22 protein-coding genes and 2 pseudogenes are annotated in these 25,182 nt (G+C 66.5%); 7 read left to right on the forward strand and 17 right to left on the reverse strand.

The features are described 5' to 3' along the window. The first annotated feature begins 120 nt into the window (after positions 1 to 120). Both ROSELON_RS11490 and ROSELON_RS11495 read left to right on the forward strand, forming a co-directional pair. The gene (locus ROSELON_RS11490; RefSeq protein WP_025312531.1) at positions 121 to 1,695 is read left to right on the forward strand and encodes a DUF5928 domain-containing protein; all 1,575 of its coding nucleotides are present in this window, start codon (positions 121 to 123) and stop codon (positions 1,693 to 1,695) included. Between the two features lie 14 nt (positions 1,696 to 1,709). After that, positions 1,710 to 2,093 (forward strand): histidine triad nucleotide-binding protein, encoded by a 384-nt coding sequence (locus ROSELON_RS11495; protein WP_025312532.1) that lies wholly within the window; start codon positions 1,710 to 1,712, stop codon positions 2,091 to 2,093. Positions 2,094 to 2,221: 128 nt separating this feature from the next. Here ROSELON_RS11495 and ROSELON_RS11500 read toward each other — a convergent pair whose 3' ends face one another. After that, on the reverse strand, positions 2,222 to 3,169 hold the full coding sequence (locus ROSELON_RS11500; RefSeq protein ID WP_025312533.1) for an ABC transporter ATP-binding protein: 948 nt from the start codon (positions 3,167 to 3,169) through the stop codon (positions 2,222 to 2,224). A gap of 104 nt (positions 3,170 to 3,273) precedes the next feature. Between ROSELON_RS11500 and ROSELON_RS11505 the strand changes: the two genes are divergently transcribed. Next, positions 3,274 to 3,477 (forward strand): zinc-finger domain-containing protein, encoded by a 204-nt coding sequence (locus ROSELON_RS11505; RefSeq protein ID WP_025312534.1) that lies wholly within the window; start codon positions 3,274 to 3,276, stop codon positions 3,475 to 3,477. A gap of 84 nt (positions 3,478 to 3,561) precedes the next feature. After that, positions 3,562 to 6,376, forward strand: a pseudogene (gene polA / locus ROSELON_RS11510) (DNA polymerase I). A 61-nt stretch (positions 6,377 to 6,437) separates the two neighbouring features. On the opposite strand, the gene ROSELON_RS11515 reads toward polA, so the two are convergent. Further along, positions 6,438 to 6,674, reverse strand: coding sequence for a DUF2798 domain-containing protein (locus ROSELON_RS11515; protein WP_025312535.1), 237 nt, complete (start codon positions 6,672 to 6,674; stop codon positions 6,438 to 6,440). A 98-nt stretch (positions 6,675 to 6,772) separates the two neighbouring features. Here ROSELON_RS11515 and ROSELON_RS11520 point away from each other — a divergent pair, with 98 nt between their 5' ends. Further along, positions 6,773 to 7,306 carry a pseudouridine synthase gene (locus ROSELON_RS11520; protein WP_025312536.1) on the forward strand — a complete coding sequence of 178 codons (534 nt, stop codon included), beginning with the start codon at positions 6,773 to 6,775 and terminating at the stop codon, positions 7,304 to 7,306. 214 nt (positions 7,307 to 7,520) lie between these two features. Here the strand turns inward: ROSELON_RS11520 and ROSELON_RS11525 are convergent, their stop codons facing one another. The 6 genes from ROSELON_RS11525 to ROSELON_RS11545 form a co-directional block, all read right to left on the reverse strand. Continuing rightward, on the reverse strand, positions 7,521 to 7,859 hold the full coding sequence (locus tag ROSELON_RS11525; protein ID WP_025312537.1) for a carboxymuconolactone decarboxylase family protein: 339 nt from the start codon (positions 7,857 to 7,859) through the stop codon (positions 7,521 to 7,523). Positions 7,860 to 7,916: 57 nt separating this feature from the next. Then, on the reverse strand, positions 7,917 to 8,321 hold the full coding sequence (locus ROSELON_RS19205) for a 2-oxo acid dehydrogenase subunit E2 (RefSeq protein ID WP_407059654.1): 405 nt from the start codon (positions 8,319 to 8,321) through the stop codon (positions 7,917 to 7,919). After that, positions 8,279 to 9,265 (reverse strand): 2-oxo acid dehydrogenase subunit E2, encoded by a 987-nt coding sequence (locus ROSELON_RS11530; RefSeq protein WP_407059655.1) that lies wholly within the window; start codon positions 9,263 to 9,265, stop codon positions 8,279 to 8,281. The genes ROSELON_RS19205 and ROSELON_RS11530 overlap by 43 nt, the downstream gene beginning before the upstream one ends. A 12-nt stretch (positions 9,266 to 9,277) precedes the next feature. Further along, positions 9,278 to 10,657 (reverse strand): pyruvate dehydrogenase complex E1 component subunit beta, encoded by a 1,380-nt coding sequence (locus tag ROSELON_RS11535; RefSeq protein WP_025312538.1) that lies wholly within the window; start codon positions 10,655 to 10,657, stop codon positions 9,278 to 9,280. An 18-nt stretch (positions 10,658 to 10,675) separates the two neighbouring features. Further along, positions 10,676 to 11,698 (reverse strand): pyruvate dehydrogenase (acetyl-transferring) E1 component subunit alpha, encoded by a 1,023-nt coding sequence (gene pdhA / locus ROSELON_RS11540; RefSeq protein ID WP_025312539.1) that lies wholly within the window; start codon positions 11,696 to 11,698, stop codon positions 10,676 to 10,678. Between the two features lie 143 nt (positions 11,699 to 11,841). After that, complete coding sequence (locus ROSELON_RS11545) at positions 11,842 to 12,132, reverse strand: FtsB family cell division protein (RefSeq protein ID WP_025312540.1); 291 nt, start codon at positions 12,130 to 12,132, stop codon at positions 11,842 to 11,844. 201 nt (positions 12,133 to 12,333) lie between these two features. On the opposite strand from ROSELON_RS11545, the gene ROSELON_RS11550 reads away from it, so the two are divergent. Next, positions 12,334 to 12,816, forward strand: a complete 483-nt coding sequence (locus ROSELON_RS11550; RefSeq protein WP_025312541.1) for a bacterioferritin — start codon at positions 12,334 to 12,336, stop codon at positions 12,814 to 12,816. 72 nt (positions 12,817 to 12,888) lie between these two features. Here ROSELON_RS11550 and ROSELON_RS11555 read toward each other — a convergent pair whose 3' ends face one another. From ROSELON_RS11555 to gap (ROSELON_RS11585), 8 genes are all read right to left on the reverse strand, one after another. Continuing rightward, positions 12,889 to 13,779 (reverse strand): fructose bisphosphate aldolase, encoded by an 891-nt coding sequence (locus ROSELON_RS11555; RefSeq protein WP_025312542.1) that lies wholly within the window; start codon positions 13,777 to 13,779, stop codon positions 12,889 to 12,891. Positions 13,780 to 13,884: 105 nt separating this feature from the next. Beyond that, positions 13,885 to 15,495: a hypothetical protein gene (locus tag ROSELON_RS11560; protein ID WP_025312543.1), complete on the reverse strand. Its 1,611-nt coding sequence runs from the start codon at positions 15,493 to 15,495 to the stop codon at positions 13,885 to 13,887. A gap of 61 nt (positions 15,496 to 15,556) precedes the next feature. After that, positions 15,557 to 16,738, reverse strand: a complete 1,182-nt coding sequence (locus ROSELON_RS11565) for a phosphoglycerate kinase (protein WP_025312544.1) — start codon at positions 16,736 to 16,738, stop codon at positions 15,557 to 15,559. 139 nt (positions 16,739 to 16,877) lie between these two features. Further along, on the reverse strand, positions 16,878 to 17,876 hold the full coding sequence (gene gap / locus ROSELON_RS11570) for a type I glyceraldehyde-3-phosphate dehydrogenase (protein ID WP_025312545.1): 999 nt from the start codon (positions 17,874 to 17,876) through the stop codon (positions 16,878 to 16,880). A 132-nt stretch (positions 17,877 to 18,008) separates the two neighbouring features. After that, positions 18,009 to 18,152 (reverse strand): hypothetical protein, encoded by a 144-nt coding sequence (locus ROSELON_RS18205; protein WP_156945932.1) that lies wholly within the window; start codon positions 18,150 to 18,152, stop codon positions 18,009 to 18,011. A gap of 117 nt (positions 18,153 to 18,269) precedes the next feature. Continuing rightward, positions 18,270 to 18,524 carry an LCCL domain-containing protein gene (locus ROSELON_RS11575; protein WP_025312546.1) on the reverse strand — a complete coding sequence of 85 codons (255 nt, stop codon included), beginning with the start codon at positions 18,522 to 18,524 and terminating at the stop codon, positions 18,270 to 18,272. A 956-nt stretch (positions 18,525 to 19,480) separates the two neighbouring features. After that, the gene (locus ROSELON_RS17550) at positions 19,481 to 20,497 is read right to left on the reverse strand and encodes a hypothetical protein (protein ID WP_025312547.1); all 1,017 of its coding nucleotides are present in this window, start codon (positions 20,495 to 20,497) and stop codon (positions 19,481 to 19,483) included. A 149-nt stretch (positions 20,498 to 20,646) separates the two neighbouring features. Beyond that, positions 20,647 to 21,651: a type I glyceraldehyde-3-phosphate dehydrogenase gene (gap, locus tag ROSELON_RS11585; RefSeq protein ID WP_025312548.1), complete on the reverse strand. Its 1,005-nt coding sequence runs from the start codon at positions 21,649 to 21,651 to the stop codon at positions 20,647 to 20,649. Positions 21,652 to 21,893: 242 nt separating this feature from the next. Between gap (ROSELON_RS11585) and ROSELON_RS11590 the strand changes: the two are divergent. Next, a pseudogene (locus ROSELON_RS11590) lies at positions 21,894 to 22,854 on the forward strand (DUF808 domain-containing protein). A 50-nt stretch (positions 22,855 to 22,904) separates the two neighbouring features. Here the strand turns inward: ROSELON_RS11590 and tkt are convergent. Further along, complete coding sequence (gene tkt / locus ROSELON_RS11595) at positions 22,905 to 24,929, reverse strand: transketolase (protein WP_025312549.1); 2,025 nt, start codon at positions 24,927 to 24,929, stop codon at positions 22,905 to 22,907. Positions 24,930 to 25,182 lie beyond the last annotated feature (253 nt).

Genomic DNA, 25,182 nt, shown 5'->3' on the forward strand with positions numbered 1-25,182 from the left:
TGCTGCCGGTATGCCGCTGCGGGTTCGATCAGAAAAGACCAAAGAAGTGATGTTTTATCAATCTCGCTCGGCTAGTAATGAGCAAACAAAAAGGCAAGTTTGAGGCTAATCGTTTCCGGCATGGCAAAAATCGCCTTCATTCTTCTTTGCCACAAGGACGCGCCGGCCATCATCCGCCAGGCCGAGCGTCTCACGGCGACTGGCGACTACGTGTCGATCCATTTCGATGCCCGCGCGAGGCCCGAGGCCTTCGCCCAGATCCGCGACGCGCTCAAGGACAACCCCAATGTCGTGTTCGCCAAACGGATCAAATGCGGCTGGGGCGAGTGGAGCCTCGTGCAGGCCACGCTGAACGCCGTGCAGGCCGCCGTCGAGGCCTTTGCGCGCGCCACCCATTTCTACATGCTCTCGGGCGATTGCGGATCTGTCAAATCGGCGGCCTATGCCCATCGGTTTCTCGACGCGGCGGACCGCGACTATATCGAAAGCTTCGATTTCTTCGCCTCCGACTGGATCAAGACCGGGTTCAAGGCCGAGCGGCTGATCTATCGGCACTGGTTCAACGAGCGCAAGCACAAGCGCGCCTTCTATACCATGTTCGAGATCCAGAAACGGCTGGGGCTGGAGCGGCGCATTCCCCGCGATATCGAGGTGATGATCGGCAGCCAGTGGTGGTGCCTGCGCCGCCGCACCATCGAGGCGATCCTGGCCTTCTGCAAGGAACGGCCCGATGTCGTGCGCTTTTTCCGCACCACCTGGATCCCGGACGAGACCTTTTTCCAGACGCTGGTGCGCCACCTGGTGCCCGAGCGCGAGATCGAAAGCCGCACCCTGACGTTCAAGATGTTCTCGGATTACGGGATGCCGGTCACCTTCTACAATGACCAGTTCGATCTGCTGATCAGTCAGGATTACCTGTTCGCGCGCAAGATCAGCCCCGAGGCGACGGTCCTCAAGGAGCGCCTGGGCGCGCTGTGGGAATCGGGGCGCACCGATTTCACCGTCGGGCGCGAGGGGGCCAAGCTGCATGCCTTCCTGACCGGACGGGGCCGGATCGGGCGGCGCTTTGGCACCCGGTTCTGGGAGCGCGAGGCGACGCTTGGCCCGGATCGCGAATTGCTGATGATCGTCTGCAAGAAATGGCATGTGGCCAAGCGCATGCTCTACGCCGCCGAGGATCGGCTGGGCATTGCCGGGGTCGAATACCTCTTCGACGAGGAAAGCTGCACGGTGCCGCATCTTGGCGGGATCGAGCGGACGCTCGACAAACGCAACCGCCACCGCCGCGCGCTGATGCGCATGCTGTTCGATTACTACGACACGGATCGTCTGATGATCTGCCTGGATCCGGCCAATATCGACCTGATGCGCGATTTCATGTCCGATCGCGCCGCGACCCGTCTGCTCGAGCTGCAATGCGTGTTCGACGATCAGTATCTGGTGGGCCATGCGCGGCGTGTGGGGCTGGCGACCGAAGAAACCCCGACCGAGGTCATCCAGCGCATGCTGCCGACGCTGCGCCACGAATTCCAGTACGAATCGGTGCGCATCCGCGAAGCCGAGTTCAACGATCACTGGCGGGTCCGCGAGGATCGCGACCCCGAGGTCAACGGCGCCGTGCTGAGCAGCTTTTTCGACACGCCCCCCGAGATCGGGCAGGCGCTGGCCGATACCCCCTATCTCTTTGCCGACTGAAGGAGCCCCCAGCGATGGCCTATGCCTATGACGACCAGAACATCTTTGCCAGGATCCTGCGCGGCGAGATCCCGAACAGCACCGTGATGGAAACCGACCATACGCTGGCCTTCAACGACATCGCCCCGCAGGCCCCCGTGCATGTGCTGGTGATCCCCAAAGGGGCCTATGTGACGCTGGATCATTTCGCGGCCCAGGCCAGCGAGGCCGAAATCGTGGATTTCCACCGCGTCGTCGCGCGGATCTGCGCCGATCTGGAGGTCGCCCCGGGCATGGGCGGGGCGGGCTATCGGGTGATTTCCAATGCAGGCGGCGACGGGGTGCAGGAGGTGCCCCATTACCATCTGCATATCCTGGGCGGTCGCCCGTTGGGCCGGATGCTGGCCAAGGCGGTCTGAGGCCGGGCCGCCAGGACAGCGGAGCGGCTTGCGCCGCACACCTTTCGCCTCGCCGCCCCTTGCCGGGGCGGCTCAGGTTCCGGGGCGCTGCCCCGGACCCCGGAGTTTTTCGGCCAAGATGAAGGGGGTCAGGCAGCGCGGCCCGAGGTCAGCGACACGAAGACGTCTTCGAGGTCCGGATCCTCGGTGCGGATGTCGCGGATCGCGGTGCCGCTGGCGCGGACGGCGTCGAGGATGGCGCCCGGCCTGGTGTCGGTGGTGCGGTAAGACAAGGCGAGCGCCCCGTTCTCGCGGCGTTCGAGCGTGACGCCCTCGGGCAGGGTGATCTCGCCCGCCGCGCCCTCGGGCCAGATCAGCAGCGTCTTGCGATCCATCCGCGCCAGCAGGTTTTCGGTGCGGTCGCGGGTGATCACCTCGCCATGGTTGATGATGGCGATCTCGTCGCACATTTCCTCGGCCTCTTCGAGGTAATGGGTGGTCAGGATGATGGTCATCCCGGCCCGGTTCAGGCGGCGCACATTCTGCCAGAGCATCTGGCGCAATTCGATATCGACCCCGGCCGTCGGCTCGTCGAGGACGAGGATCTGGGGCGCGTGCACCAGGGCCTTGCCCAGGAGCAGGCGGCGCTGCATGCCGCCCGAGAGCGTGCGGGCATAGGCCTCGGCCTTGTCGGTAAGGCCGACGAGTTCGAGAATTTCGTCCGAACGGCGTTCGGATTTCGGCACACCGTAGAGCCCGGCCTGCACCTCGAGCGCGGCGCGGGGCGTGAAGAACGGGTCGAGGTTCAGTTCCTGCGGCATGACGCCGATTGCGGCGCGTGACTGCCGCGGGTTCACATCCTGGTCGAAGCCCCAGATCCTGACCGAGCCCGACGATTTCAGGACCATCCCCGCCATGATGTTGATCAGGGTCGATTTGCCGGCCCCGTTCGGCCCCAGCAGCCCGAAGATCGACCCGGTCGGGATGTCGAGATCCACGCCCTTGAGCGCCTGTTTCGCCGGCGCCCGCCCCGAGGCCGCGTAGGTCTTGGTCAGGCCGCGGATCTCGATGGCGGTGCGGGTCTGGGTCTGGGTCATCGTGATGGTCCTTTCCGGGCCTTGTCGGGCCGCGTGCAAGCTGCGATACCGAATGGCGACTTAAGGTGCGGTCCCGCGTGGGACAAGCAGGAGGACGACCGAGCATGACCAGACCCGCCCCCGAAACCGAGATCGTGAACGCCTGGCGCGTGAGTTGCGACGGTGGTGAAGGCGCATTGGGGCACCCGCGCGTCTGGCTGTCGCTGGATCGCGACACGGGCCATGTCGAGTGCGGCTATTGCGACAAGCTGTTCGTGCATGCCGATTTCGCCGACAAGGTCCTGGGCGAGGACGGGCAAAAGGCCTGACACCTTCCGGGGCGCCGATCCTTCCCGGTTGCGGGGCGCGCCCGGACGTTTCGGAACCGGGGCAGACGCGCGCGCGGAGGGATCATGGCATTCGGCAAGGGACATCACCTGCACCTGGTGGACGGATCGGCCTTCATCTTTCGGGCCTATCACGCGCTGCCGCCACTGACGCGGAAATCCGACGGGCTGCCCATCGGGGCGGTGTCGGGGTTTTGCAACATGATCCACAAGATGATCGAGGCCAATACCGGCCCCGATGCGCCGACCCATGCGGCTGTGATCTTCGACAAGGGCAGTCATACGTTCCGCAATGACCTCTATGACCAATACAAGGCCAATCGCGACGCCATGCCCGAGGATCTGCGCCCGCAGATCCCGCTGACGCGCGAGGCGACGCGGGCCTTCAACCTGGCCTGTATCGAGCTGGAGGGGTTCGAGGCCGATGACATCATCGCCACGCTGGCCCGCCAGGCGCGCGAGGCGGGCGGGCGCGTCACCATCATTTCGTCGGACAAGGACCTGATGCAGCTGGTCGGCGGCGGGGTCGAGATGTTCGACGCGATGAAGAACACCCGCATCGATGCCGAGGGGGTCGAAGCCAAGTTCGGGGTGGGCCCCGATCGCGTGATCGACGTGCAGGCCTTGGCCGGCGACAGCGTCGACAACATTCCCGGCGCGCCGGGGATCGGGATCAAGACCGCCGCGCTGTTGATCAACGAATATGGCGATCTGGAAACGCTTCTGGACAGTGCCGAGCAGATCAAGCAGCCCAAGCGCCGCCAGACGCTGATCGAGAAGCGCGCGCAGATCGAGCTATCGAAGAAACTCGTCACGCTGGATGACCAGGTGCCCTTGGACGAGAGCCTCGACGATCTGGAGGTGCGCGAGCCCGAGGCGGACAAGCTGTTGGAGTTCCTGTCGCAGATGGAGTTCCGCACGCTGACCCGCCGCATCGCCGAGGAGATGGGCGTCGCGCCGCCGACCATCCCCGACACCGATCCGGGCGGGGCGGCCTCGGGCGAGGAGGCCGAAAGCGCGCCCGAGTTTCCACCGATCAAGCCCGAGGACTACGAGATCGTCCGCGACGCGGCGGCCCTGCAGAGATGGATCGACGCCGCCCATGCGCGCGGCTCGGTGGCGTTCGACACGGAGACGACCTCGCTGAATGAAATGCGGGCGGAATTGGTGGGTGTCTCGCTGGCCGTGGCGCCGGGGAAGGCCTGCTACATCCCGTTGCAGCATCGCGGCGGCGGGGCGGGCGGGGACCTGTTCTCGGACGACGCGCTGGCCGAGGGGCAGATGGCGCTGGACGTGGCGTTGGAGATGCTGAAACCGCTGCTTGAGGACGACGCGGTGATGAAGCTGGCGCAGAACGCCAAGTATGACGTCAAGGTGCTGGCCCGCTACGGCATCGACGTCGCGCCCATCGACGACACGATGCTGATGTCCTATGCGATGAACGCCGGGTTGCATGGGCATGGGATGGACACGCTGGCCGAGCGCTACCTGTCGCATCACTGCATCCCGATCAAGGATCTGATCGGCTCGGGCAAATCGGCCATCACCTTCGACCGGGTCGAGATCGACAAGGCTGCGCCTTATGCCGCCGAGGATGCGGATGTGACGCTGCGCCTAGGCCTGCTGTTCAAGCCGCAGCTGCACCGTGCGCAGGTGACGACGGTTTACGAGACGCTGGAGCGCCCGCTGGTGCCGGTTCTGGCGCGGATGGAGCGGGCGGGCATCAAGGTGGATCGCGATACGCTGTCGCGCATGTCCAACGCGTTCTCGCAGAAGATGGCCGCGCTGGAGGATGAGATCCACGCGTTGGCGGGCGAGACATTCAATGTCGGCTCGCCCGCGCAACTGGGCGAGATCCTGTTCGAGAAGATGGGCCTTGAAGGCGGCAAGAAGGGCAAGACCGGCAAGTATTCCACGCCGGCGGATGTGCTGGAGGATCTGGCGACCGAGCATGATCTGCCCGCGCGCGTGCTGGACTGGCGGCAGATGTCGAAACTGAAATCGACCTATACCGACGCATTGCAGGACCACATCAACCCGGACACGGGGCGGGTGCATACCTCGTATTCGATCGCCGGGGCGAATACGGGGCGGCTGGCCTCGACCGATCCGAACCTGCAGAACATTCCCGTGCGCTCGGACGAAGGGCGGCGCATTCGCGAGGCTTTCGTGGCCGAGACGGGCAAAGTGCTGGTTTCGCTCGATTATTCTCAGATCGAGCTGCGCATCCTGGCGCATATCGCGGGGATCGACGCGCTGAAGCAGGCCTTCCGCGAGGGGCAGGACATTCACGCCGCGACCGCGTCCGAGATGTTCGGCGTGCCGCTGGACCAGATGACGCCGGATGTGCGGCGGCAGGCCAAGGCGATCAATTTCGGCGTGATCTACGGGATTTCCGGCTTCGGCCTTGCGCGCAACCTGCGCATCCCGCGCGCCGAGGCGCAGGGATTCATCGACCGCTATTTCGAACGCTTCCCCGGCATCAAGGATTACATGGACGCGACCAAGGGCTTCGCGAAGGAGCACAAGTTCGTGCAGACGCTCTTTGGCCGCAAGATCAACACGCCCGAGATCGGGGCCAAGGGGCCGACCGCGGGCTTTGCCGCGCGGGCCGCGATCAACGCGCCGATCCAGGGGACGGCCGCCGACATCATCCGCCGTGCCATGGTCCGGATGGAGGCCGCCATCGCTGATCTGCCCGCGACCATGCTGTTGCAGGTGCATGACGAATTGATCTTCGAGGTAGACGAGGGGGCCGTGGACTAGCCTGATCGACCGCGCCCGCGAGGTGATGGAGGGGGCGGCGCACCCGGCGGTGCATCTGGATGTGCCGCTGGTGGTCGATGCGGGGCAGGGGGCAAACTGGGCCGAGGCGCATTGAGCGCGGACCCTGTCGCACCCCGTACACCGGGCGTACACAGGCCGTACTTACATGCGACGGCTCAGCCCTGCTGCGAACGGGTCGTCAGCACCGCCACGAGGCGGCGGGCGATGGGGGCCACGACCAGAACGGCCGGAAAGGCGATGGCCCAAGAGGTCAGCCAGGACCCGACCCAGATGGCGGCAAAATCGGCGGGCAAGCCGACCGTGCGAAAGGTGGCGATGGCCGACACGATGGCCGACATCAGGCCGGACAGAATGAGCGAGAACAGGACAGGGGCATAACGATGCGGGATCATGGGGGAACTCCGTTGATGGTTACGCGCCCATGTGGCCTGATCATTGGCGTGGTCAATCAATGTGGCCGCACAGCGGTCTGTGCATCCGTGCCGGCGTCATGCTGATCGCGTTCAACAAACCGATGAACGTGCTCAGCCAGTTCACGGACGAGGGGACATGGCCGGGGCTGGCGCACTATATCGACCAGCCCGGTGTCTATGCCGCCGGACGGTTGGACCGCGATAGCGAGGGGCTCTTGCTGCTGACCGACGATGGCCGCTTGCAGGCGCGCATCACCTCGCCCCGGGCCAAGACGCCCAAGACCTATTTTGCACTGGTCGAAGGCACCCCCGATGACGCGGCGCTGACAGCCCTGCGCGAGGGTGTGACGTTGAAGGACGGTCTGACCCGGCCCGCCAAGATCGAGGCGGTGTCCGAGCCCGACTGGCTGTGGCCGCGCGACCCGCCGGTGCGGTTTCGCAAATCCGTGCCCGAGGCCTGGCTGCGCCTGACCCTCACCGAGGGCAAGAACCGCCAGGTACGCCGGATGTGCGCCCATGTCGGCCTGCCGGTGCTGCGGCTGATCCGCTGGCAGATCGGCCCGCATACACTCGAGGGGCTGGCGCCGGGGGTGTGGCGTCGTCTGTCGTGAAATCTTGTAAAAGAATCCGGGGCGCGGCCCTGAATCGAAGAAGGGGCAGACCTTGACGGCGCTGCCCCTTCTGGTCGCGTCTACGTCTCCTCCGGCGCGGCCGCGTATGCCTTTGTATCCCGAGTGGCGTTAAACCATGCCTGCCGTTGCATTGTCAACGAGTCGCTGATCCAGATCAGCCCACAGGCGAGGTTTCGCGCAGTCGGCGGACAGCTCACGCCTCGGGCATCTGGTCGTAGGCTTCGAGCGCCTTGGTCCCGTACATCAGCGACGGGCCACCGCCCATCATCACGCAGACCGACACGGTTTCCTCGATCTCGGCGCGGGTCGCACCGGCGGCCTTGGCGGCCTTGGTGTGAAAGCCGATGCAATCGACGCATTGCTTGGCGATCCCGATGGCCAATGCCATCAGTTCCTTGTGCTTGGTGTCGAGCGCGCCGGGTTCCAGTGTCGCCTCGTGCAGCGCGAAAAAGCCACTGGCGGCCTTTTCCTGCTTGCCGCAATAATCCTCGATATGGACCTGGCCCTCGGCCACGACATCGTTCCAGTTCATAGGTTTGCACCCCTTGATGAGTCCGGATTGTCGGGGCGGGCCGGGCTGGCGCCGCCCTCAGGCCAACATGACCATGGGGTTCTCGAGGTTGTCCACGATTTGTTGCAGCAATTCCGCCCCGAGCGCACCGTCGATCACCCGGTGATCGACCGAGAGCGTCACCGACATGACGGTGGCCACGGCCAGTTCGCCATCGGCGCCGACGACGGGTTTCTTCACGCCCGCGCCGACGGCCAGGATCGCGCCATGCGGCGGGTTGATGACCGCATCGAAATTGTCGATGCCGAACATGCCGAGATTCGAGATCGCGAAGGCGCCGCCGACATATTCATGGGGGGCCAGCTTGCGGTCGCGGGCACGGGTGGCGAGATCCTTCATCTCGGCCGAAAGGGCAGAGAGCGATTTCATCTCGGCATCCTTCAGAACCGGGGTGAAGAGGCCGCCATCGACGGCGACGGCCACGGCCACGTCCGGGGTTTCAGGCGCAGCATCCGGTCGCCGGCCCAGACGGCATTGGCCGCCGGAACAGCCTGAAGCGCCAGGGCACAGGCCTTGATGATGAAGTCGTTGACCGACAGCTTCACGCCGCGCCCTTCCAGCTGCTTGTTGAGCTGGCTGCGGAAGGCCAAGAGCGCGTCGAGCTTGATGTCGCGGCGCAGGTAGAAATGCGGGATGGTCTGCTTGGCCTCGGTCAGGCGGGCGGCGACGGTGCGGCGCATGCCGTCGAGCTTGACCTCTTCGAACGCGCGGCCCTCGTACATCTTGATGACCTGCGCGGCATCGGGGCCTGCGGGCATGGCGGCGGGGGCGGGTTTCGATGCCGCGGCCGGAGCCTCGGACGCGGCGGCTGGGGCTGCGGCAGCAGGGGCCGCGCCGGGCTGGGCGGCCTCGACATCGGCCTTGACGATGCGCCCGCGCGGACCGGTGCCCTTGATCTGAGCGAGGTCGAGCCCCTTGTCGGCGGCGATGCGGCGCGCCAGCGGCGAGGCGAAGATGCGGCTGCCGTCACCGCCCGTGGGCGCGGCGGGCGCCGGGGTGGCGGCGGCGGCGACGGGCGCGGGCGCGTCGGAGCCGCCAGGGGCGGCCGCCTCCTTGCCCGCGTCGGACGCCTGCGGCGCCGACGGTGCGGGGCCCCCGGCGGTGCCGATATCCTCGGCGCTTTCGCCATCTTCTAGAAGAACGGCGATGGGGCTGTTCACCTTCACGCCCTCGGTGCCTTCGGCGATGAGGATCTTGCCGATGGTGCCTTCGTCCACGGCCTCGAATTCCATCGTGGCCTTGTCAGTCTCGATCTCGGCCAGGATGTCGCCGGAATTGACGGTGTCGCCCTCTTTCACCAGCCATTTGGCAAGCGTGCCTTCCTCCATCGTGGGCGAGAGCGCGGGCATCAGGATCTCTGTGGGCATCTGCGGCTCTCCTCAGCGGTAGGTGACGGCGCGCACGGCCTCGATCACCTCGGGGACCGAGGTCAGCGCGTGCTTTTCGAGGTTCGCGGCATAGGGCATCGGCACGTCCTTTCCGGTGCAGTTCAGGACCGGCGCGTCGAGATAGTCGAACGCGTTCTGCATCACATGGGCCGCGATGTGGTTGCCGATGGAACAGACGGGGAAGCCCTCTTCGACGGTGACGCAGCGGTTGGTCTTCATGACGCTGGCGATGACCGTGTCATAGTCGATGGGGCGCAGGGTGCGCAGGTCGATCACCTCGGCCTCGATCCCGTCCCTGGCCAGTTGCTCGGCGGCCTCGAGCGCGTAGGTCATGCCGATGCCGAAGCTGACGATGGTCACATCCGTGCCCTCGCGCCAGACCCGTGCCTTGCCGAACGGAATGGTCAGATCCTCGACCTGCGGCACCTCGAAGGAGCGGCCATAGAGGATCTCGTTTTCGAGGAAGATGACCGGGTTGGGGTCGCGGATCGCGGTTTTCAGCAGGCCCTTGGCGTCGGCGGCCGAATAGGGCTGCACGACCTTGAGGCCGGGAATATGCGAATACCAGGCGGCGTAATCCTGGCTGTGCTGGGCGCCGACGCGGGCCGCTGCGCCGTTGGGGCCGCGGAAGACCATGGGCGCGCCCATCTGGCCGCCGGACATGTAGAGCGTCTTGGCCGCCGAGTTGATGATCTGGTCAATCGCCTGCATGGCGAAGTTGAAGGTCATGAACTCGACGATGGGGCGCAGACCGCCAAAGGCCGCGCCGACGCCGAGCCCGGCAAAGCCGTGCTCGGTGATCGGGGTGTCGATCACGCGCTTGGCGCCGAATTCGTCCAGAAGGCCCTGGGTCACCTTGTAGGCGCCCTGATACTCGGCCACTTCCTCACCCATGACGAAGACGGTGTCGTCGCGGCGCATCTCTTCGGCCATGGCGTCGCGCAGCGCCTCGCGCACGGTCTGCTTTTTCATCTCGGCGTCGGCAGGCCAGTCGGGGCTGGTGTCGGCCTTGGGGGCAGCGGGGGCAGGGGCGGCCCCGTTCGACGGCGCCGGATCGGCGCGGCCTTCGGAGGTTTCGAGCGCCACGGGGGCGGGCGAGGAACTGGCCTCGGCGGCCTCCATGTCCTCGCCCTCTTCGCCGATGATGGCGATGGGGCTGTTGACCTTCACGCCCTCGGTGCCTTCGGCCACGAGGATCTTGCCGATCACGCCCTCGTCCACGGCCTCGAATTCCATCGTGGCCTTGTCGGTTTCGATCTCGGCCAGGATATCGCCGGCGGCGACGGTATCGCCCTCTTTCACCAGCCACTTGGCAAGGGTGCCTTCCTCCATCGTGGGCGAAAGCGCGGGCATCAGGATTTCGGTTGCCATCTGGTCTGTCCCCTCCGATCAGGCGGTCTGCGGCGCCGCGTCGGCGTAAATGTCGGTCCAAAGTTCGTCGAGCGCGGGCTCGGGGCTCTGTTTCGAGAACTCGGCGCTTTCGTTGACGATCTCCTTGATTTCCTTGTCGATCGCCTTGAGGTCGTCCTCGGTCGCGTGGTCACCCTGGAGCAGAAGCTGGCGCACATGTTCGATCGCGTCGCGCTTTTCGCGCATTTCCTGCACCTCTTCGCGGGTGCGGTACTTGGCCGGGTCCGACATCGAGTGGCCGCGATAGCGATAGGTCATCACCTCGAGAATGTAGGGGCCCTTGCCCGCGCGGCAGTGCGCCACGGCCTTTTCGCCCGCGGCCTTCACCGCCAGAACGTCCATGCCATCGACCTCTTCGCCGGCGATGCCGTAGGCTGCGCCGCGTTCCCACAGGTTCGGCGACTTGGTCGAGCGTTTGACGGCCGTGCCCATGGCATACTGGTTGTTTTCGATCACGAAGATCACCGGCAGGTCCCAAAGCTGGGCCATGTTGTAGGTCTCGTAGACCTGGCCCTGGTTGGCCGCGCCATCGCCGAAATAGGCGAATGTCACGCGGTCATTGCCCTTGTACTTGTCGGAAAAGGCCAGTCCCGCGCCGATGGGCACCTGCGCGCCGACGATGCCGTGGCCGCCGTAGAAATGCTTCTCTTTAGAGAACATGTGCATCGAGCCGCCCTTGCCCTTGGAATAGCCGCCCTCGCGGCCCGTCAACTCGGCCATGACGCCCTTGGGGTCCATGCCGCAGGCCAGCATGTGGCCGTGGTCGCGATACGAGGTGACGCGCTTGTCGCCTTCGCCGGCGGCCGCCTCGAGCCCGACCACCACGGCCTCCTGCCCGATGTAAAGGTGACAGAACCCGCCGATCAGACCCATGCCGTAAAGCTGGCCGGCTTTCTCCTCGAATCGTCGGATCAGCAGCATCTCGCGGTAATAGGTTTTCAGCTCGTCGGCCGAGACATTGGGTTTGGCCGTTGATTTCGCGGCTGTTTTCCGGGTTGCCATAGGCTTTGCCCCCTCCCTCTGCGCGGGAATAGTTTAACGTTGAACAATCCTTAGCAAACGCCGAGCGTGAATGCACCCCCCACGATGACGCAACGGCGCGAAAGCCGCGCAGAACAGCCATGCGTGAGGCGAATGACGTCGGATCAGGGCAGGATCAGTTCGTCGGGCCGGGCATAGCCCAGGACGGCGCGCACGCGTTCGTCCAGCAGATCGAGATCGAGGTAATCGTCCGACAGGCGTCGCGTCAGGATTTCCATGCGCTGGGTCTGCGCCTCGAGCCGGGCGAGATCGCGCGACAGGCGGTCGACCTCGGACTCGATCTGGATGCGCTGAAACAGGCCATTGTTGCCCTGAACCGCCATGAAGGTGAAATAGGCCCCCACGATCAGGAGGAGGGGCAGGATCAGCCCGGTGGGTGAAACGGAGCGCAACATCGCTGTCTTTCTGCCTCGGCTCGGCGGTCTCTGATGGCCACCTTTGGCAAGAGAATCGCACATCCGGCCGCAAATGGGAATCCCCCCTGTTACAGGCGCTGCCGATGCGCGGCGGAGCGGCGTTGCGCCATCTTGTGTGGCGTCACCACGTGCTTACGTCGATGTCAAACGTGATAAACTTCGTGCCAAAGGAGACATCCCATGCCCCGTAACCAGTCCAGCCTAGCGTCGCTGCAGCAAGCCCTGTCGATGGAATTGACCGCCGCGCAGCAATACCTGCTGCATGCCCATGTCCTCGAGGATTGGGGCTTGGACAAGCTGGCCGCGACGATGCGCGACGAGATGCAGGAAGAACTGGGCCATGCCGGCAAGTTCATCGAGCGCATCCTGTATCTGGGCGGCACCCCGCGGATGGTGGCCCAGAAAGAGCCGGTCAAGGCCGAGAGCCTGAAAGAGATGTTCGAGACCGACCGGGCCGACGAGGAAGAGGCGATCGAGTTTTATTCCAAATCGGCGCGCGAGGCGTTCGAGGCCAACGATATTGGAAGCCGTATGCTGTTCGAGTCCATCGTCATCGACGAAGAAGGGCATTGGGGCTGGCTGGACCAGCAGCTCGACCTGCTGGAGCGGATGGGCGAGCCGACCTTCATCCAGACCTATTTTTCCGGTGTCGCCGAGGGCTGAGGCGCCGACACGGACAAGAAAAGGCCGGGGTCCATGCCCCGGCCTTTGTCGTCTCCGGTGCCGCGCAGGCGATCAGGTGATCGAGGCGGCGTGGATCGCGTCGATCGCCTCGGCCAGGGCGGCGTTGAACGCCTCGTCCGATTGCTGCGCCGACAGCCCCTCGGTCAGGGCACGGCTGAAGCTGGCGATCATGCCCGCGTTCTCGGCCAGCTTGGCATTCGCCTCGTCGCGGGCATAGCCGCCCGACAGGGCGACGACCCGCAGCACCTTGGGGTGCGCGATCAGCGGCGCATAGAGGTTCGCCTTGGTCGGCAGGGTCAGTTTCAGCATGACCTGCTGGCCCTCGGGCAGCTTGTCGAGGTTCTTCTGGATCTCGGCCAGAAGGATCTCTTCGGCGGCTTCCTTGTCGGGGATCGAGATCGTCACCTCGGGTTCGATGATGGGCATCAGCCCCTTGGCCAGAACGGCATGGGCCAGGTCGAACTGCTGGGCGACGTTCTCGGCGATGCCCTTGGGGTTGGCCGCGTCGATGACCGAGCGTTCCTTGGTGCCGAAGATGCCGGCGGCCACGGCGCGGTCGAGCAGGCCGTCAAGGCCGGGGATCGGGTTCATCAGTCGCACGCCATCGGCCGCGTCCGCCAGGCCCTTGTCGATCTTGAGGAAGGGGACGACGCCGCGGTCCTCCCACAGATAGGTGGCCGAGGGTTTGCCGCCGATCTCGCGATCCATGGTCATTTCGAACAGGATGGCGCCGATCACCTTGTCGCCGGTAAAGGCCGGCGCGGTGGCGATGCGGGCGCGCATGGCATGGATCAGGTCGAACATCTCGGCCTCGGAGGAATAGGCGTCCTCTTCGACCCCGTAAAGGCGCAGCGCCTTGGGGGTGGACCCGCCCGACTGGTCGAGCGCGGCGATGAAGCCCTGACCGTTTTTCATCTGCTCTTTCATCGCGTCGCTGGCCATGATGTCGGGCACTCCTTTGTTCGGCATGACAGGTTTCCGGCCCCGGTGTAGGCCGGGGCCGGTGGGCTGTAAATCATGGTGGCGCAAACATCGCGCCGCCCGGGGTTAGTCGATGCGGTAGCGCGCGGCCAGATCGCCCTCGATCCAGGACGACAGCGCCAGCGCCTCGATCTCGGCCGAACGGGCGGCCCAGAGCCGGCGCACCTCGGGGCCGCGCAGATCGAAACGCCCGGTGATCTCGGTCAGCAGTTGCGGCGCCCCGACATCGCCGGCGGCATCCGCCAACAGCGCCATGAGATAGGCATTGGCATAGTTGCGCGGCTGGCTGGCCCCGGTGAAATAGGCCACCGCAAGGTCGCGCAGGGCGCGCGGGTCATTGCCCTGGGGCAGGGCCGGGGCCAATGTCTCGGCACTCAGGGTGGTGCCGGCCTGCAGGTCGAGCACGTCGCCCGTGCCCAGTTGGGTCTCCAGCCCGTCGAGCAGGCTGACAACGCCCACGGCACCCGGGGCCTGCAGGGCCAACTCATAGGCCTGTGCGGGGTCGCGCGCGGCCATGGCGCGGGCCGACAACAGCACCGCCTCGGCATGGGCCGGATCGTCCGAGGCCAGAAGCGGGGCCAGCACCTCGAGCGCGCGAGACGGCGCGCGCGGCACGCCTTCGCCCGACAGCAGCGCGGCCCCCAGGGTCAGGCGTTCGTCATCGCTCAGGTCCTCGGCCCCCAGGCGGGCCAGCGTGGCACTGTCGATCAGGGCGGCGCGGGCCGAAGGCGCGCTGCGGGCATCTAGCGCCAACAGCGAGATCAGGCGCGCGGGCTTGTCATAGGCCTCGGGCTCGATGGTCAGCCCGCCCATGGGCAGCACGGCCTCGAGCGTCAGTTCGCCGGGATCGGTCATGAAGCGGGCGATTTCAGCCATCAGGTCATCGACAAAGGCGCGTTCGGCGGCGCCGATGGCCTGCGTGCCGCCCTCGGTCAACAGGTCGATCAACCCCTCGGTGCCCAGTTGCACCACCGCGTCGGGCTGGCGCAGGGCGGGGGGCATGATCGCCTCGGCCGCGTCCCAGCCGCCCCGGTCCTGAAAGCTGAGCACGGCGCGCGTCAGGCGGATGGCCGGGTCGCCGGGGCGCCCGTTCGGCCCCGGCCGCGGCAGGATGGTGCCGGCGGCCGACAGATCCAGCACGCCGATGCCGTTCAGGGCCGCGGTTCCGTCGATCAGCAATCCGCCGGTCAGGGTCACGTATTCCAGATCCACGCCGACCCGGTCGAAGGCCAGTTGACCCAGGCCCATCGTGCGCAGGGGCATGGCCGTGTCGGGCGGCAGGCAGGCCAGCGTCGCCGCCGCACCGACCGCGCCCACGCGGGCGGCGGAAATGTCGGTGACCGCCGCGAAGGGGCTGGCCGAGATCGTCACCCGGTCCAGTGTGATCTCGCATAGCCGCGCGCGGTCATGGGGCAGTTGTGGGCGCAAGGTGACGCCCGACAGGCTGACCTGGCCGCGCAAGATGTCGGTCGAGAGGTGCTGGTATTCCACCTCCATCTGCGTCCGCAGCGCGGCGATGCCGAAATTCGCCACGATCCCGGCCAGACGGTCGGGGGCGAGGATCTCGGCAAAGCCGGGGCGGGGGTCGCCCTGCTGCGCGGTCGCGGGCAAGGGCAGGGCCAGCGCGCCGGCGATCAGCGCGGCGCGGGGCAGCAGGGTGCGGAAAATGGACAGCATGGCGGGGCCTCCCTCGGAAACGGACGGCCCCAGCCTAGCGCGATTCGGGCGTGCGTCTGCCTTAAGCTTGGTCCAGCGCAGCGACGCCCGGCAGGGTCTTGCCCTCCATCCATTCCAGAAAGGCCCCGCCGGCGGTCGAGATGTAGGTGAACCGATCCGCCGCGCCCGACTTGTTCAGCGCGGCGACCGTGTCGCCCCCGCCGGCGACCGAGATCAGCTCGCCCGCCTCGGTTCGGGCGGCGGCATGGGCGGCGGCGGCGTTGGTGGCGGCGTCGAACGGCGCGATCTCGAATGCGCCGAGCGGGCCGTTCCAGATGAGCGTTTCGGCCCGGTCGATGGCGCCCAGAATGCGCTCGACGCTGTCGGGGCCGGCATCCAGGATCATGCAATCGGCGGGCACGGCGGTGTCGGCCACCACCGTGTTGGGGGCGTGGGCGCGAAACTCTTCGGCCACGACCACGTCGGAGGGCAGGATGATCTCGCATCCCGTGTCCTCGGCCTTGGCCATGATCTCGCGCGCGGTATCGGCAAGGTCGTGTTCACACAGCGATTTGCCCACGTCGAGGCCCTGCGCCGCGAGGAAGGTGTTGGCCATGCCGCCGCCGATCACCAGCATGTCGACCTTCTCGATCAGGTTGGCCAACAGGTCCAGCTTGGTCGAGACCTTGGCCCCGCCCACCACGGCCAGAACCGGGCGCCTGGGTTTGCCAAGCGCGGCTTCCAGCGCGGTCAACTCGGCCTCCATCAGTCGGCCCGCGCAAGCGGGCAGCCGATGCGCGACCCCTTCGGTCGAGGCATGCGCCCGGTGCGCCGCCGAAAACGCATCGTTGCAGTAGACATCGCCCAGACCGGCGAGGACTTGCGCCATCTCGGGGTCGTTCTTTTCCTCACCGGGCGCAAAGCGGGTGTTCTCGAGCAGCGCGATGGCCCCTTCGGGCAGGCTTTCCAGCGCGCCGCGCGTGGGCGTAGCGACGAAAGTGACGGGATGGCCGAATGCCTTTTCCAGCGCGGGCACCAGCGGTTCCAGCGACATCTCGGGCACGACCTTGCCCTTGGGGCGGCCGAAATGGGCCAGCAGCACGGGGCTGCCGCCCGCCTTGAGGATGTCGTGGACGGTGGGCACGATCCGCTCGATGCGCGTGGCGTCGGTGACCTCGCCGTTCTCGACCGGCACGTTGATGTCCACACGGGTCAGAACGATACGGCCCGCCAATTCCATGTCGTCGAGGGTTTTCCAGCTCATCTAGATCGTCTCCGCTATGGCGTTTGCGGTGTGATAGCGCGGCTGGGCCGGAAGGTCAGGCGCGTTTGCGCTACCACGCATGGAAAACCGCGCGCTGCCGATCACGGGCGCGCGGTTTCCCCGAGGGTGGATCAGGGGATCAGAGGTATTTTCCCATTTCCACGGCGGTGTCCGCCATGCGGTTGGAAAAGCCCCATTCATTATCATACCAGGTCAGGATGCGGCACATGTTGCCGTCCATCACCTTGGTCTGGTCGGTGGCGAAGATCGAGGAATGCGGGTCGTGGTTGAAGTCCATCGACACCAGCTTCATGTCCGTCACGCCCAGAATGCCCTTCAGCGGGCCTTCGGCGGCGGCATGGATGGCGCGGTTGATCTCTTCGGCCGAGGTGTCGCGCGCCGCCTCAAAGGTCAGGTCGACGACCGAGACATTGGGCGTGGGCACGCGGATCGCCACGCCGTCCAGCTTGCCGTCGAGTTCCGGCAGCACAAGGCCCACGGCGCGCGCGGCCCCCGTCGAGGTGGGGATCATCGACATGGCCGCGGCGCGGGCGCGGTAGAGATCCTTGTGCATCGTGTCCAGCGTCGGCTGATCGCCCGTGTAGCTGTGGATCGTGGTCATGAAGCCGCGCTTGATCCCGATGGCGTTGTGCAGCACATGCGCGACGGGGGCGAGGCAGTTCGTGGTGCAGGAGGCATTGGACACATGCAGGTCGTCGCCGGTCAGCGTGTCATGGTTCACGCCGTAGACGATGGTCTTGTCCGCCCCGTCCGAGGGGGCCGAGACAAGCACCCGGCTGGCGCCGTTTTCCAGATGCACCTTGGCCTTGTCGCCCTTGAAGATGCCCGTGCATTCCAGCACGATATCGACATCGGCCCAGGGCAGGTCGGCGGGGTTGCGGATCGCCGTGACCGCGATCGGGCCTCGGCCCACGTCGATGGAGGTTTCGGTGGTCGTCACCTCGGCCGGGAACCGGCCATGCACGCTGTCGAAGCGCAGCAGGTGGGCGTTGGTCTCGACCGGGCCCAGGTCGTTGATCGCCACCACCTCGATATCGGTGCGCCCCGATTCGATGATCGCCCTGAGGACATTGCGTCCAATGCGTCCGAAGCCGTTGATGGCCACTTTGACTGCCATGATCTCCTCCGCGAGATAAGGGGCGCATGCCCCGGCAATTTGCGTTTTCTGCGGCGTTTCGATCGATATGTTACCGCTAACAGCGAGCTATCACCCACACGGTGAGGATGCAATCGGACAGGCCGCGCTTCGTCAACGCCAAAACGCGACCCAACGCAACAACTCCAGCACGCGCTGCGCCGTCATGAACATCAGGCGACCGTCGTTGAACAGGGCATCCGCGGCTGCGGCCAGCAGGATCGCCCCCGCAAGGTAGAACGCCACCCTGTCGGTCATGTCGGGTCATCTCCTGCCAAGGTCTCGATCCTGCCGCAGGGCGCAACCTGCCACGCGCCACGCGGCAGGGCAAAGGCGAAAAACGTCACGGCCGCGCGCCCCCACCCGGCACCGCCTTTATCGCGCCTCGACGAAGCGAAAGGCCAGATGGCCAATCCCGCTCTGATCGCTGTCGCCCGAGGTGACCCCGTAGCGCGTCGTGCCCCGGAACAGCCCCGGACCGGGCAGGATCTCGACCCGGACCTGCCCGCTCTGGCCATTGCCGAGAACGCCGGCCTGGACCGCCGCCATCGCCAGCGTCGAGTTGAAGGAATAGACGCCCTCCGCCCCGCCAAGCAGTACGCCGTAGAGGACATGGGCGGCCCCGGTCACGTCGAAGCACAGGATCTGCCCCGACCCGTTCCTCCATGTTGTTCAATGTCGCCATTGTGCCCGGATCGGGCTGACACCCCCCAGACGCGCCGCCGCCCGTGCCGTCGGGGCGCGCATCCGAGCAGACCAGATCGACGATGGCCAGACAGGCCTGGCCGTTATTGGCGGCCGGGGTGCATTGGCGCTGATCGCCCTGAACCCAGGTGGCCGGGGCCGGGCGGGTGTCATAGCTCAGCGCGGTGCCGCGCCCCAGGGCCTGACAGATGCGGTCGGCGCTGGGTTGGCCGCAATTGCGTTGCCAGTTCAGGCAGATATCGATGGGCAGGTCATTGATGCGGGGGATCGGGATCAGATCGGTCCGGTCGGTGCCGGGATCGCCGCCGCCCGGCGGGGCGGGCGGGGCCGGTGGCTGGGGCGGGGCGGATCGCCCGATGCAGCGCAGATTGGCCAGCGCCGTGCAATGCGCGCCGGAGCACAGCCGCCGTTGCCCCTGCAAAACGACGGTCGGGCTGTGGCCGGTGGTTTGCCAGTCCGCAGCCCGGTCGAACCCGGACCGCCGGCAAAAGGCGTCGGCGGCCGGCTGGCCGCACGCGCTGCCGTAGCGCAGGCACCAATCCACCCGGTAGGGGCCGCTCTGCCCGATCTCGCGCCCGTCGATCGTGGGCGCGGGGAACACCCCGCCCTCGCCTGCGCCGGCCGCCCCCGAGCCGCTGGCGCAATCCGCGCGATCCGTCCCCGGCGCGCACAGTCCCGTGCCGCCCGGTTCGTCGCATTCCCCGTCATTCGTCCAGGGACAAGGGTCGCGCTGTGCCATGGCCGGGACGGCGGCCAGGCTGAACAACAGGGCGGACAGCAGGGCGAGGGCACGTGGCCACGCCGGTTTCGGGGATGTCGGGGTCACAGCTCTTTTCCTCCGTCATGCAAGCGGCCATCGGGCGGCGGGGTGGCGGAGGCCCTCAGTCGGTGCACACGACATTGCGCAACCCGTCGCAGCCGCCCGGGCAGATGCGATCATCGCCCAGCACCAGCGTCCGCTGACCGGGGAAGCGTTCCCAGCTTTCGGCGCGGGCATAGCCGTGCGACCGGCAGAAATTGTCGGCCCCGCCCTGGCCGCAATCCGCCCCCCAGGTCACGCACCAATCGACGATCTCGCCACGCACGCGCGGCACGGCAAAGGTCTGTTGCAGGCTGGGCGGAGGCGGTGGGGCCGCGCCGCCACTGCCGGTGCAGACCACGTCGCGCAACGCATCACAGCCACCCGGGCAGATGCGATCATCGCCCAGAACCAGCGTGCGCTGACCGGGGAAGCGTTCCCAGCTTTCGGCGCGGGCATAGCCCTGCGACCGGCAGAAATTGTCGGCGCCGCCCTGGCCGCAATCCGCCCCCCAGGTCACGCACCAATCGACCAGTTCCCCGCGCACGCGCGGCAGGTCGAAGCGCACCACATTCGAGGGTGGCGGCGGCGGCGCGGCTCCGGTGCCGCTGACGTGCAGGGTCAGCGTGGCCGGACAGGTGGCCGCGCCAAAGGTCCCCACCCAGATGTCATGGACCCCGTTCGACGCGCCCGGAAGGGTGATCAACGGGTCCAGCGTGCCGCCCGCATCGTCATTGTAGTGCCAGCGACCGCGGGCATCATTGACCAGAAGGACAGCATCGCAGGTGCCGTCCACCGACAGTGTCAGCGACTGCCCCGGCGGCATGGCCGACAGCATCAACTCGAAATCCGGCCCCTCTATGATCCAGCCATGGCCGGGCACCGAGGCGCACCCCCTGAGATCGACATTGCCGCCCGCCATGACGTTGACGGTCTGTCCGGCCCCGGTCAACTGGCCGGCGGAATAGCTCAGCGGTCGCCCCGACAGGCCCACATCCGGGCAGGTCTGCGCCGCGACGCCGTCAGCGCAGATGCCGAAAAGAAAAAGGGCCGCAGCGCCAATGCGCGTTGCGGCCCCGGAAAAGCTCTGAGGTGCCATGATTTCTCCTCCCGTTGTGCCGGGCAGCATCCGGCAGGAGGATTATTTCATCCGATACGATCTTCCGCTTTGACCCGTGTCAATTACCGCCAGCGAAAACCATTTCACGCGAGGGCGGTTCGGATGGCTGGCATGGCGTGTCGGGGCGCTCAGTGCAGCAGGCGGCCCATCGCGGCCGAGACATCGGCCATGCGCGCCGAAAAGCCCCATTCGTTGTCATACCAGGCCATGACGCGCACGGTCCGCCCACCGACGACCTTGGTCTGGTCGGGTGCGAAGATCGAGCTGTAGGTGGTGTGGTTGAAATCGACCGAGACCTTGGGCTCCGGGTCGTAGGCCAGAACGCTGCGCATGTGGCCCTCGGCCGCCTCGCGCATGATCTCGTTCACATCCTCGACCGTGACGTCGCGGCCCGCCTCGAAGGTCAGGTCCACGGCCGAGACATTCGGCGTCGGCACGCGCAGGGCGGTGCCATCAAGACGGCCTTCCATTTCGGGCAGCACCTCTTTCAGGGCCTTGGCGGCGCCGGTCGAGGTGGGGATCATCGCCATGGCGGCGGCGCGGGCGCGGTAGAGGTCGCTGTGACGGCGGTCCAGCGTGGGCTGATCGCCGGTATAGCTGTGGATCGTCGTCATGATGCCGCGCTCGATGCCGATGGCGTCATTCAGTACCTTGGCCAGCGGGGCAAGGCAGTTGGTGGTGCAGGATCCGTTCGAGACAACGTGATGCGTGTCCAGCAACTCGCGGTGGTTCACGCCGTAGACCACGGTCTTGTCGGCATTCTTGGCCGGGGCCGACACCAGCACGCGCTTGGCGCCGCGGCCCAGATGGACGGCGGCGGCGTCGCGATCGTTGAACTTGCCCGTGCATTCGAGGACGACATCGCAGCCTTCCCAGTCCAGCTCTTGCGGGTCGTAGGTCGAAAACATCTGCATCGGGCCGCGGCCCAGATCCATCGTGTCGCCCGAGACGCGGATCTCGCCGGGAAAGCGGCCATGCACGCTGTCGTATTTCAGCAGGTGGGCGCTGGTCTCGATCGGGCCGGTCGCGTTGATCTTGACCACTTGCACATCGTTGCGGGCGGCCTCGGTGATGTGGGCCAGCGTGCAGCGGCCGATGCGTCCGAAGCCGTTGATGCCGAGTGTGATGGTCATGATCGCGCGCCTCTTGGTTTGGAATCCAATGCGTTTCGAGGCGTGCATACAAAAGCATGCCCGTTCGGGGAAGCTTGAAAAACCTAGTTTCTGCAGCTTGTTAGCGTAAACATGCGGGGTTTGCGCTAACACCGGACCCCGCATTGCCGCTTTTTCAGGCAGCCTCCGCCCCCCCGCGCCGGGTTGTCAGGGTAGGGCGGGCCGCTATGCTCCGCCCCCGGAACGCGGCATGGAGAGGCGTGATGAGCGGACTTCTGGCACTGTTGGATGACGTGGCGGCGATCGCCAAGGTGGCGGCCGCGTCCGTCGATGACGTGATCGGGCAGGCGGCCAAGGCCGGCACCAAGGCCGCGGGCGCCGTGATCGACGATGCCGCCGTGACGCCGAAATACGTGCAGGGGTTCGAGGCAGCGCGCGAATTGCCGATCGTGTGGAAGATCGCGCGCGGCTCGATCTTCAACAAGCTCGTGATCCTGTTGCCACTGGCGCTGCTGCTCTCGGCCTTCGCGCCCTGGGCGATTCCGCCGCTGCTGATGCTGGGGGGGGCCGTATCTGTGCTACGAGGGGGCGGAAAAGATCTGGCACGTGCTGACGCCGCATCCCGAGATCGACAAGCCCATCGACGAGGACATCACCGATGCGGTCCACCTCGAAGAGCAGAAGGTGAAGGGCGCGATCAAGACCGATTTCATCCTGTCGGCCGAGATCATGACCATCATTCTGGCGGCGCTGGAGGTGGGCAATATCTGGTTCCAGGCCGCGGCCCTCGGGGTGGCCGGGATCGGCATCACCGTAGCGGTCTATGGCTCGGTCGCGATCATCGTGAAGGCCGATGACGTTGGGCTGCACATGGCCGCCGAGGGGCGCACGCGCCTGGGCCGGGCCATCGGGCGCGCGATCGTGCGCGGCATGCCGGGCTTTCTGAAACTGCTGACGACCGTGGGCACGGCGGCGATGCTTTGGGTCGGCGGCTCGATCATCGTGCATGGCGCGGCCGAACTGGGCTGGCACGCGCCCGAGCACCTGATCGACGGCGTCGCCCATCTAGTCGAAGGCGCCGGGGGCTTTGCCATGTGGGCGGTCAAGGCGGTGATCGACGGCATCCTGGGCCTGGCGCTGGGATTGGCGCTGATCCCGGTGGTGGCGCGGGTGTTTGCGCCGATTCTGCGGGCCGTGGGCCTGGGCGGCGCGGGCGGCCATTGAAAAAGGGCGCCCGCCGGGGCGCCCTTCCGTCATTTCCGGTATCGGCGTGCTCAGCCGCGGCCGAGCAGGGCCTTGACCTTGTCCGCCGTCGCCTCGGGCGTGATGCCGAAATGCGCGTAAAGGTCCGCCGCCGGGGCCGAGGCGCCAAAGCCGTGCATCCCGATGAAGCCCGATTTCTCGCGCTTGCCGCGTTCGCCGAACAGCCAGCGGTCCCAGCCAAAGCGGATCGCCGCCTCGATGGCGACGCGCACCGGGCCGCCGGGCAGGACACGGCGGCGATACGCCTCGTCCTGTTCCTCGAACAGCTCCCAGCAGGGCATCGAGACGACGCGCGTGCCGATCCCCTCGGCCTGTAACAGGTCGCGCGCGGCCAGCGCGATCGACACCTCGGACCCGGTGGCCATCAGGATCGCCTCGCGCTTGCCTTCCGCCTCGGCCAGAACATAGCCGCCCTGCGCGGTCAGGTTCTTGGTCTTGTGCTCGGTGCGCACCGTGGGCAGGTTCTGCCGCGACAGGACATGCACCGAGGGGCAGGTTTTCTGCGACAGGGCCGTTTCCCAAGCCTCGGCGGCCTCGACCGCGTCGGCGGGGCGGAAGACCAGGCAGTTGGGCGTGGCGCGCATCATCGCCAGGTGCTCGACCGGCTGGTGCGTCGGGCCATCCTCGCCCACGCCGATGGAATCGTGGGTCATCACGTATTGCACATTGATCCCCATCAGCGCCGACAGGCGCATCGCCGGGCGCGCGTAATCGGTGAAGGTGAAGAACGTGCCGCCATAGGGGCGCACGCCGCCGTGCAGCGCCATGCCGTTCATCGCCGCCGCCATGCCGTGCTCGCGGATGCCATAGTAGATATAGCGCCCGGCGCGATCCTCGGGGGTGAAGACGCCCAGATCGGCGGTCTTGGTGTTGTTCGAGCCGGTCAGGTCGGCCGACCCGCCCAGGGTTTCGGGCAGGATCGGGTTGATCACCTCGAGCGCCATTTCGCTGGCCTTGCGGGTGGCTAGCTTGGGCTGCGTTTCGGACACCTGCTTTTTCAGCGCCTTGATGGTGGCCGACAGTTTCTTGGGCATGTCACCGGCGAAGGCGCGGGTGAAGTCCTTTTGCTTTCCTTCGGACATCAGGGCAAAGCGGGTGTCCCATTCCTCGCGGGTGGCGCGGCCGCGGGTGCCGATGGCCTCCCACTCGGCCTTGAGGTCGGCGGGAATATCGAAGGGCGCATTGTCCCAGCCATAGGCTTTCTTGGTGTCGGCGATCAGCTGCGCATCGGTCAGCGCGCCATGCCCTTTCGACGTGTCCTGCGCCGAGGAGCCGAGCGCGATATGCGTCTTGCAGGCGATCATCGCGGGCCGCGGGCTGGCCTTGGCCTCGGTGATGGCGGCGTCGATGGCGACGGGGTCATGGCCGTCGCATTCGAACACGTCCCAGCCGGCGGCCTCGAAGCGGGCCACCTGGTCGGTGCGGCAGGCCATGTCGACCGTGCCGTCGATGGTGATGTTGTTGTTGTCCCAGAACACGATCAGGCGCGACAGTTCCTGCCGCCCGGCCAGGCCGATGGCCTCGTGGCTGATGCCCTCCATCAGGCAGCCATCGCCGGCGATGCAGTAGGTGTAGTGATCGATGATCTTCTTGCCCCACTTGGCGCGCAGGAATTCCTCGGCCATGGCAAAGCCCACGGCATTGGTGATGCCCTGACCCAAGGGGCCGGTGGTCGTCTCGACGCCTTTCACGTGGCCGTATTCGGGGTGGCCGGCGGTGATGCTGCCCAGTTGGCGGAAATTCTTGACCTGCTCCAGCGTCATGTCCTCGGACCCCATGAGATAGAGGAGCGAATAGATCAGCATCGAGCCATGGCCCGCCGACAGGATGAACCGGTCGCGGTTGGGCCAGTCGGGGGCGGTCACGTCGAACGTCATGTGTTTCTCGAACAGCACCGTGGCCACGTCGGCCATGCCCATCGGCATGCCGGAATGGCCGGAATTGGCGGCGGCGACGGCATCCAGCGTCAAGGTGCGGATGGCTGCGGCGCGGCGCCAATGGTCGGGGTGGTTCTGCGCGAGGGCGGCGAGATCCATGGGCGGAAATCCTCTGCAATGGGTCGCGGGCCACGCCGCGGACGCTCCGGTGGCAAGATGCGCGCGTGATACCAGAGGCGGGATGAAGTGCAAGGCGCGTGCCCCGCGCCGCGCTTCCGCCGCGCCGGCCAGTTACCTGGCGTGCCGGGCTGCGCCGTTTCCGCCGGGTTTTGGGGAATCCCTTGCAAATCGGGGCGGATTGCGATTCGTTTGACACCGAGACCAAGGCCCGCCGCACCGGACGCTGGGTGCG

Origin of the sequence: Roseibacterium elongatum DSM 19469 (assembly GCF_000590925.1) — a bacterium.
Taxonomy (GTDB): Bacteria; Pseudomonadota; Alphaproteobacteria; order Rhodobacterales; family Rhodobacteraceae; genus Roseibacterium; species Roseibacterium elongatum.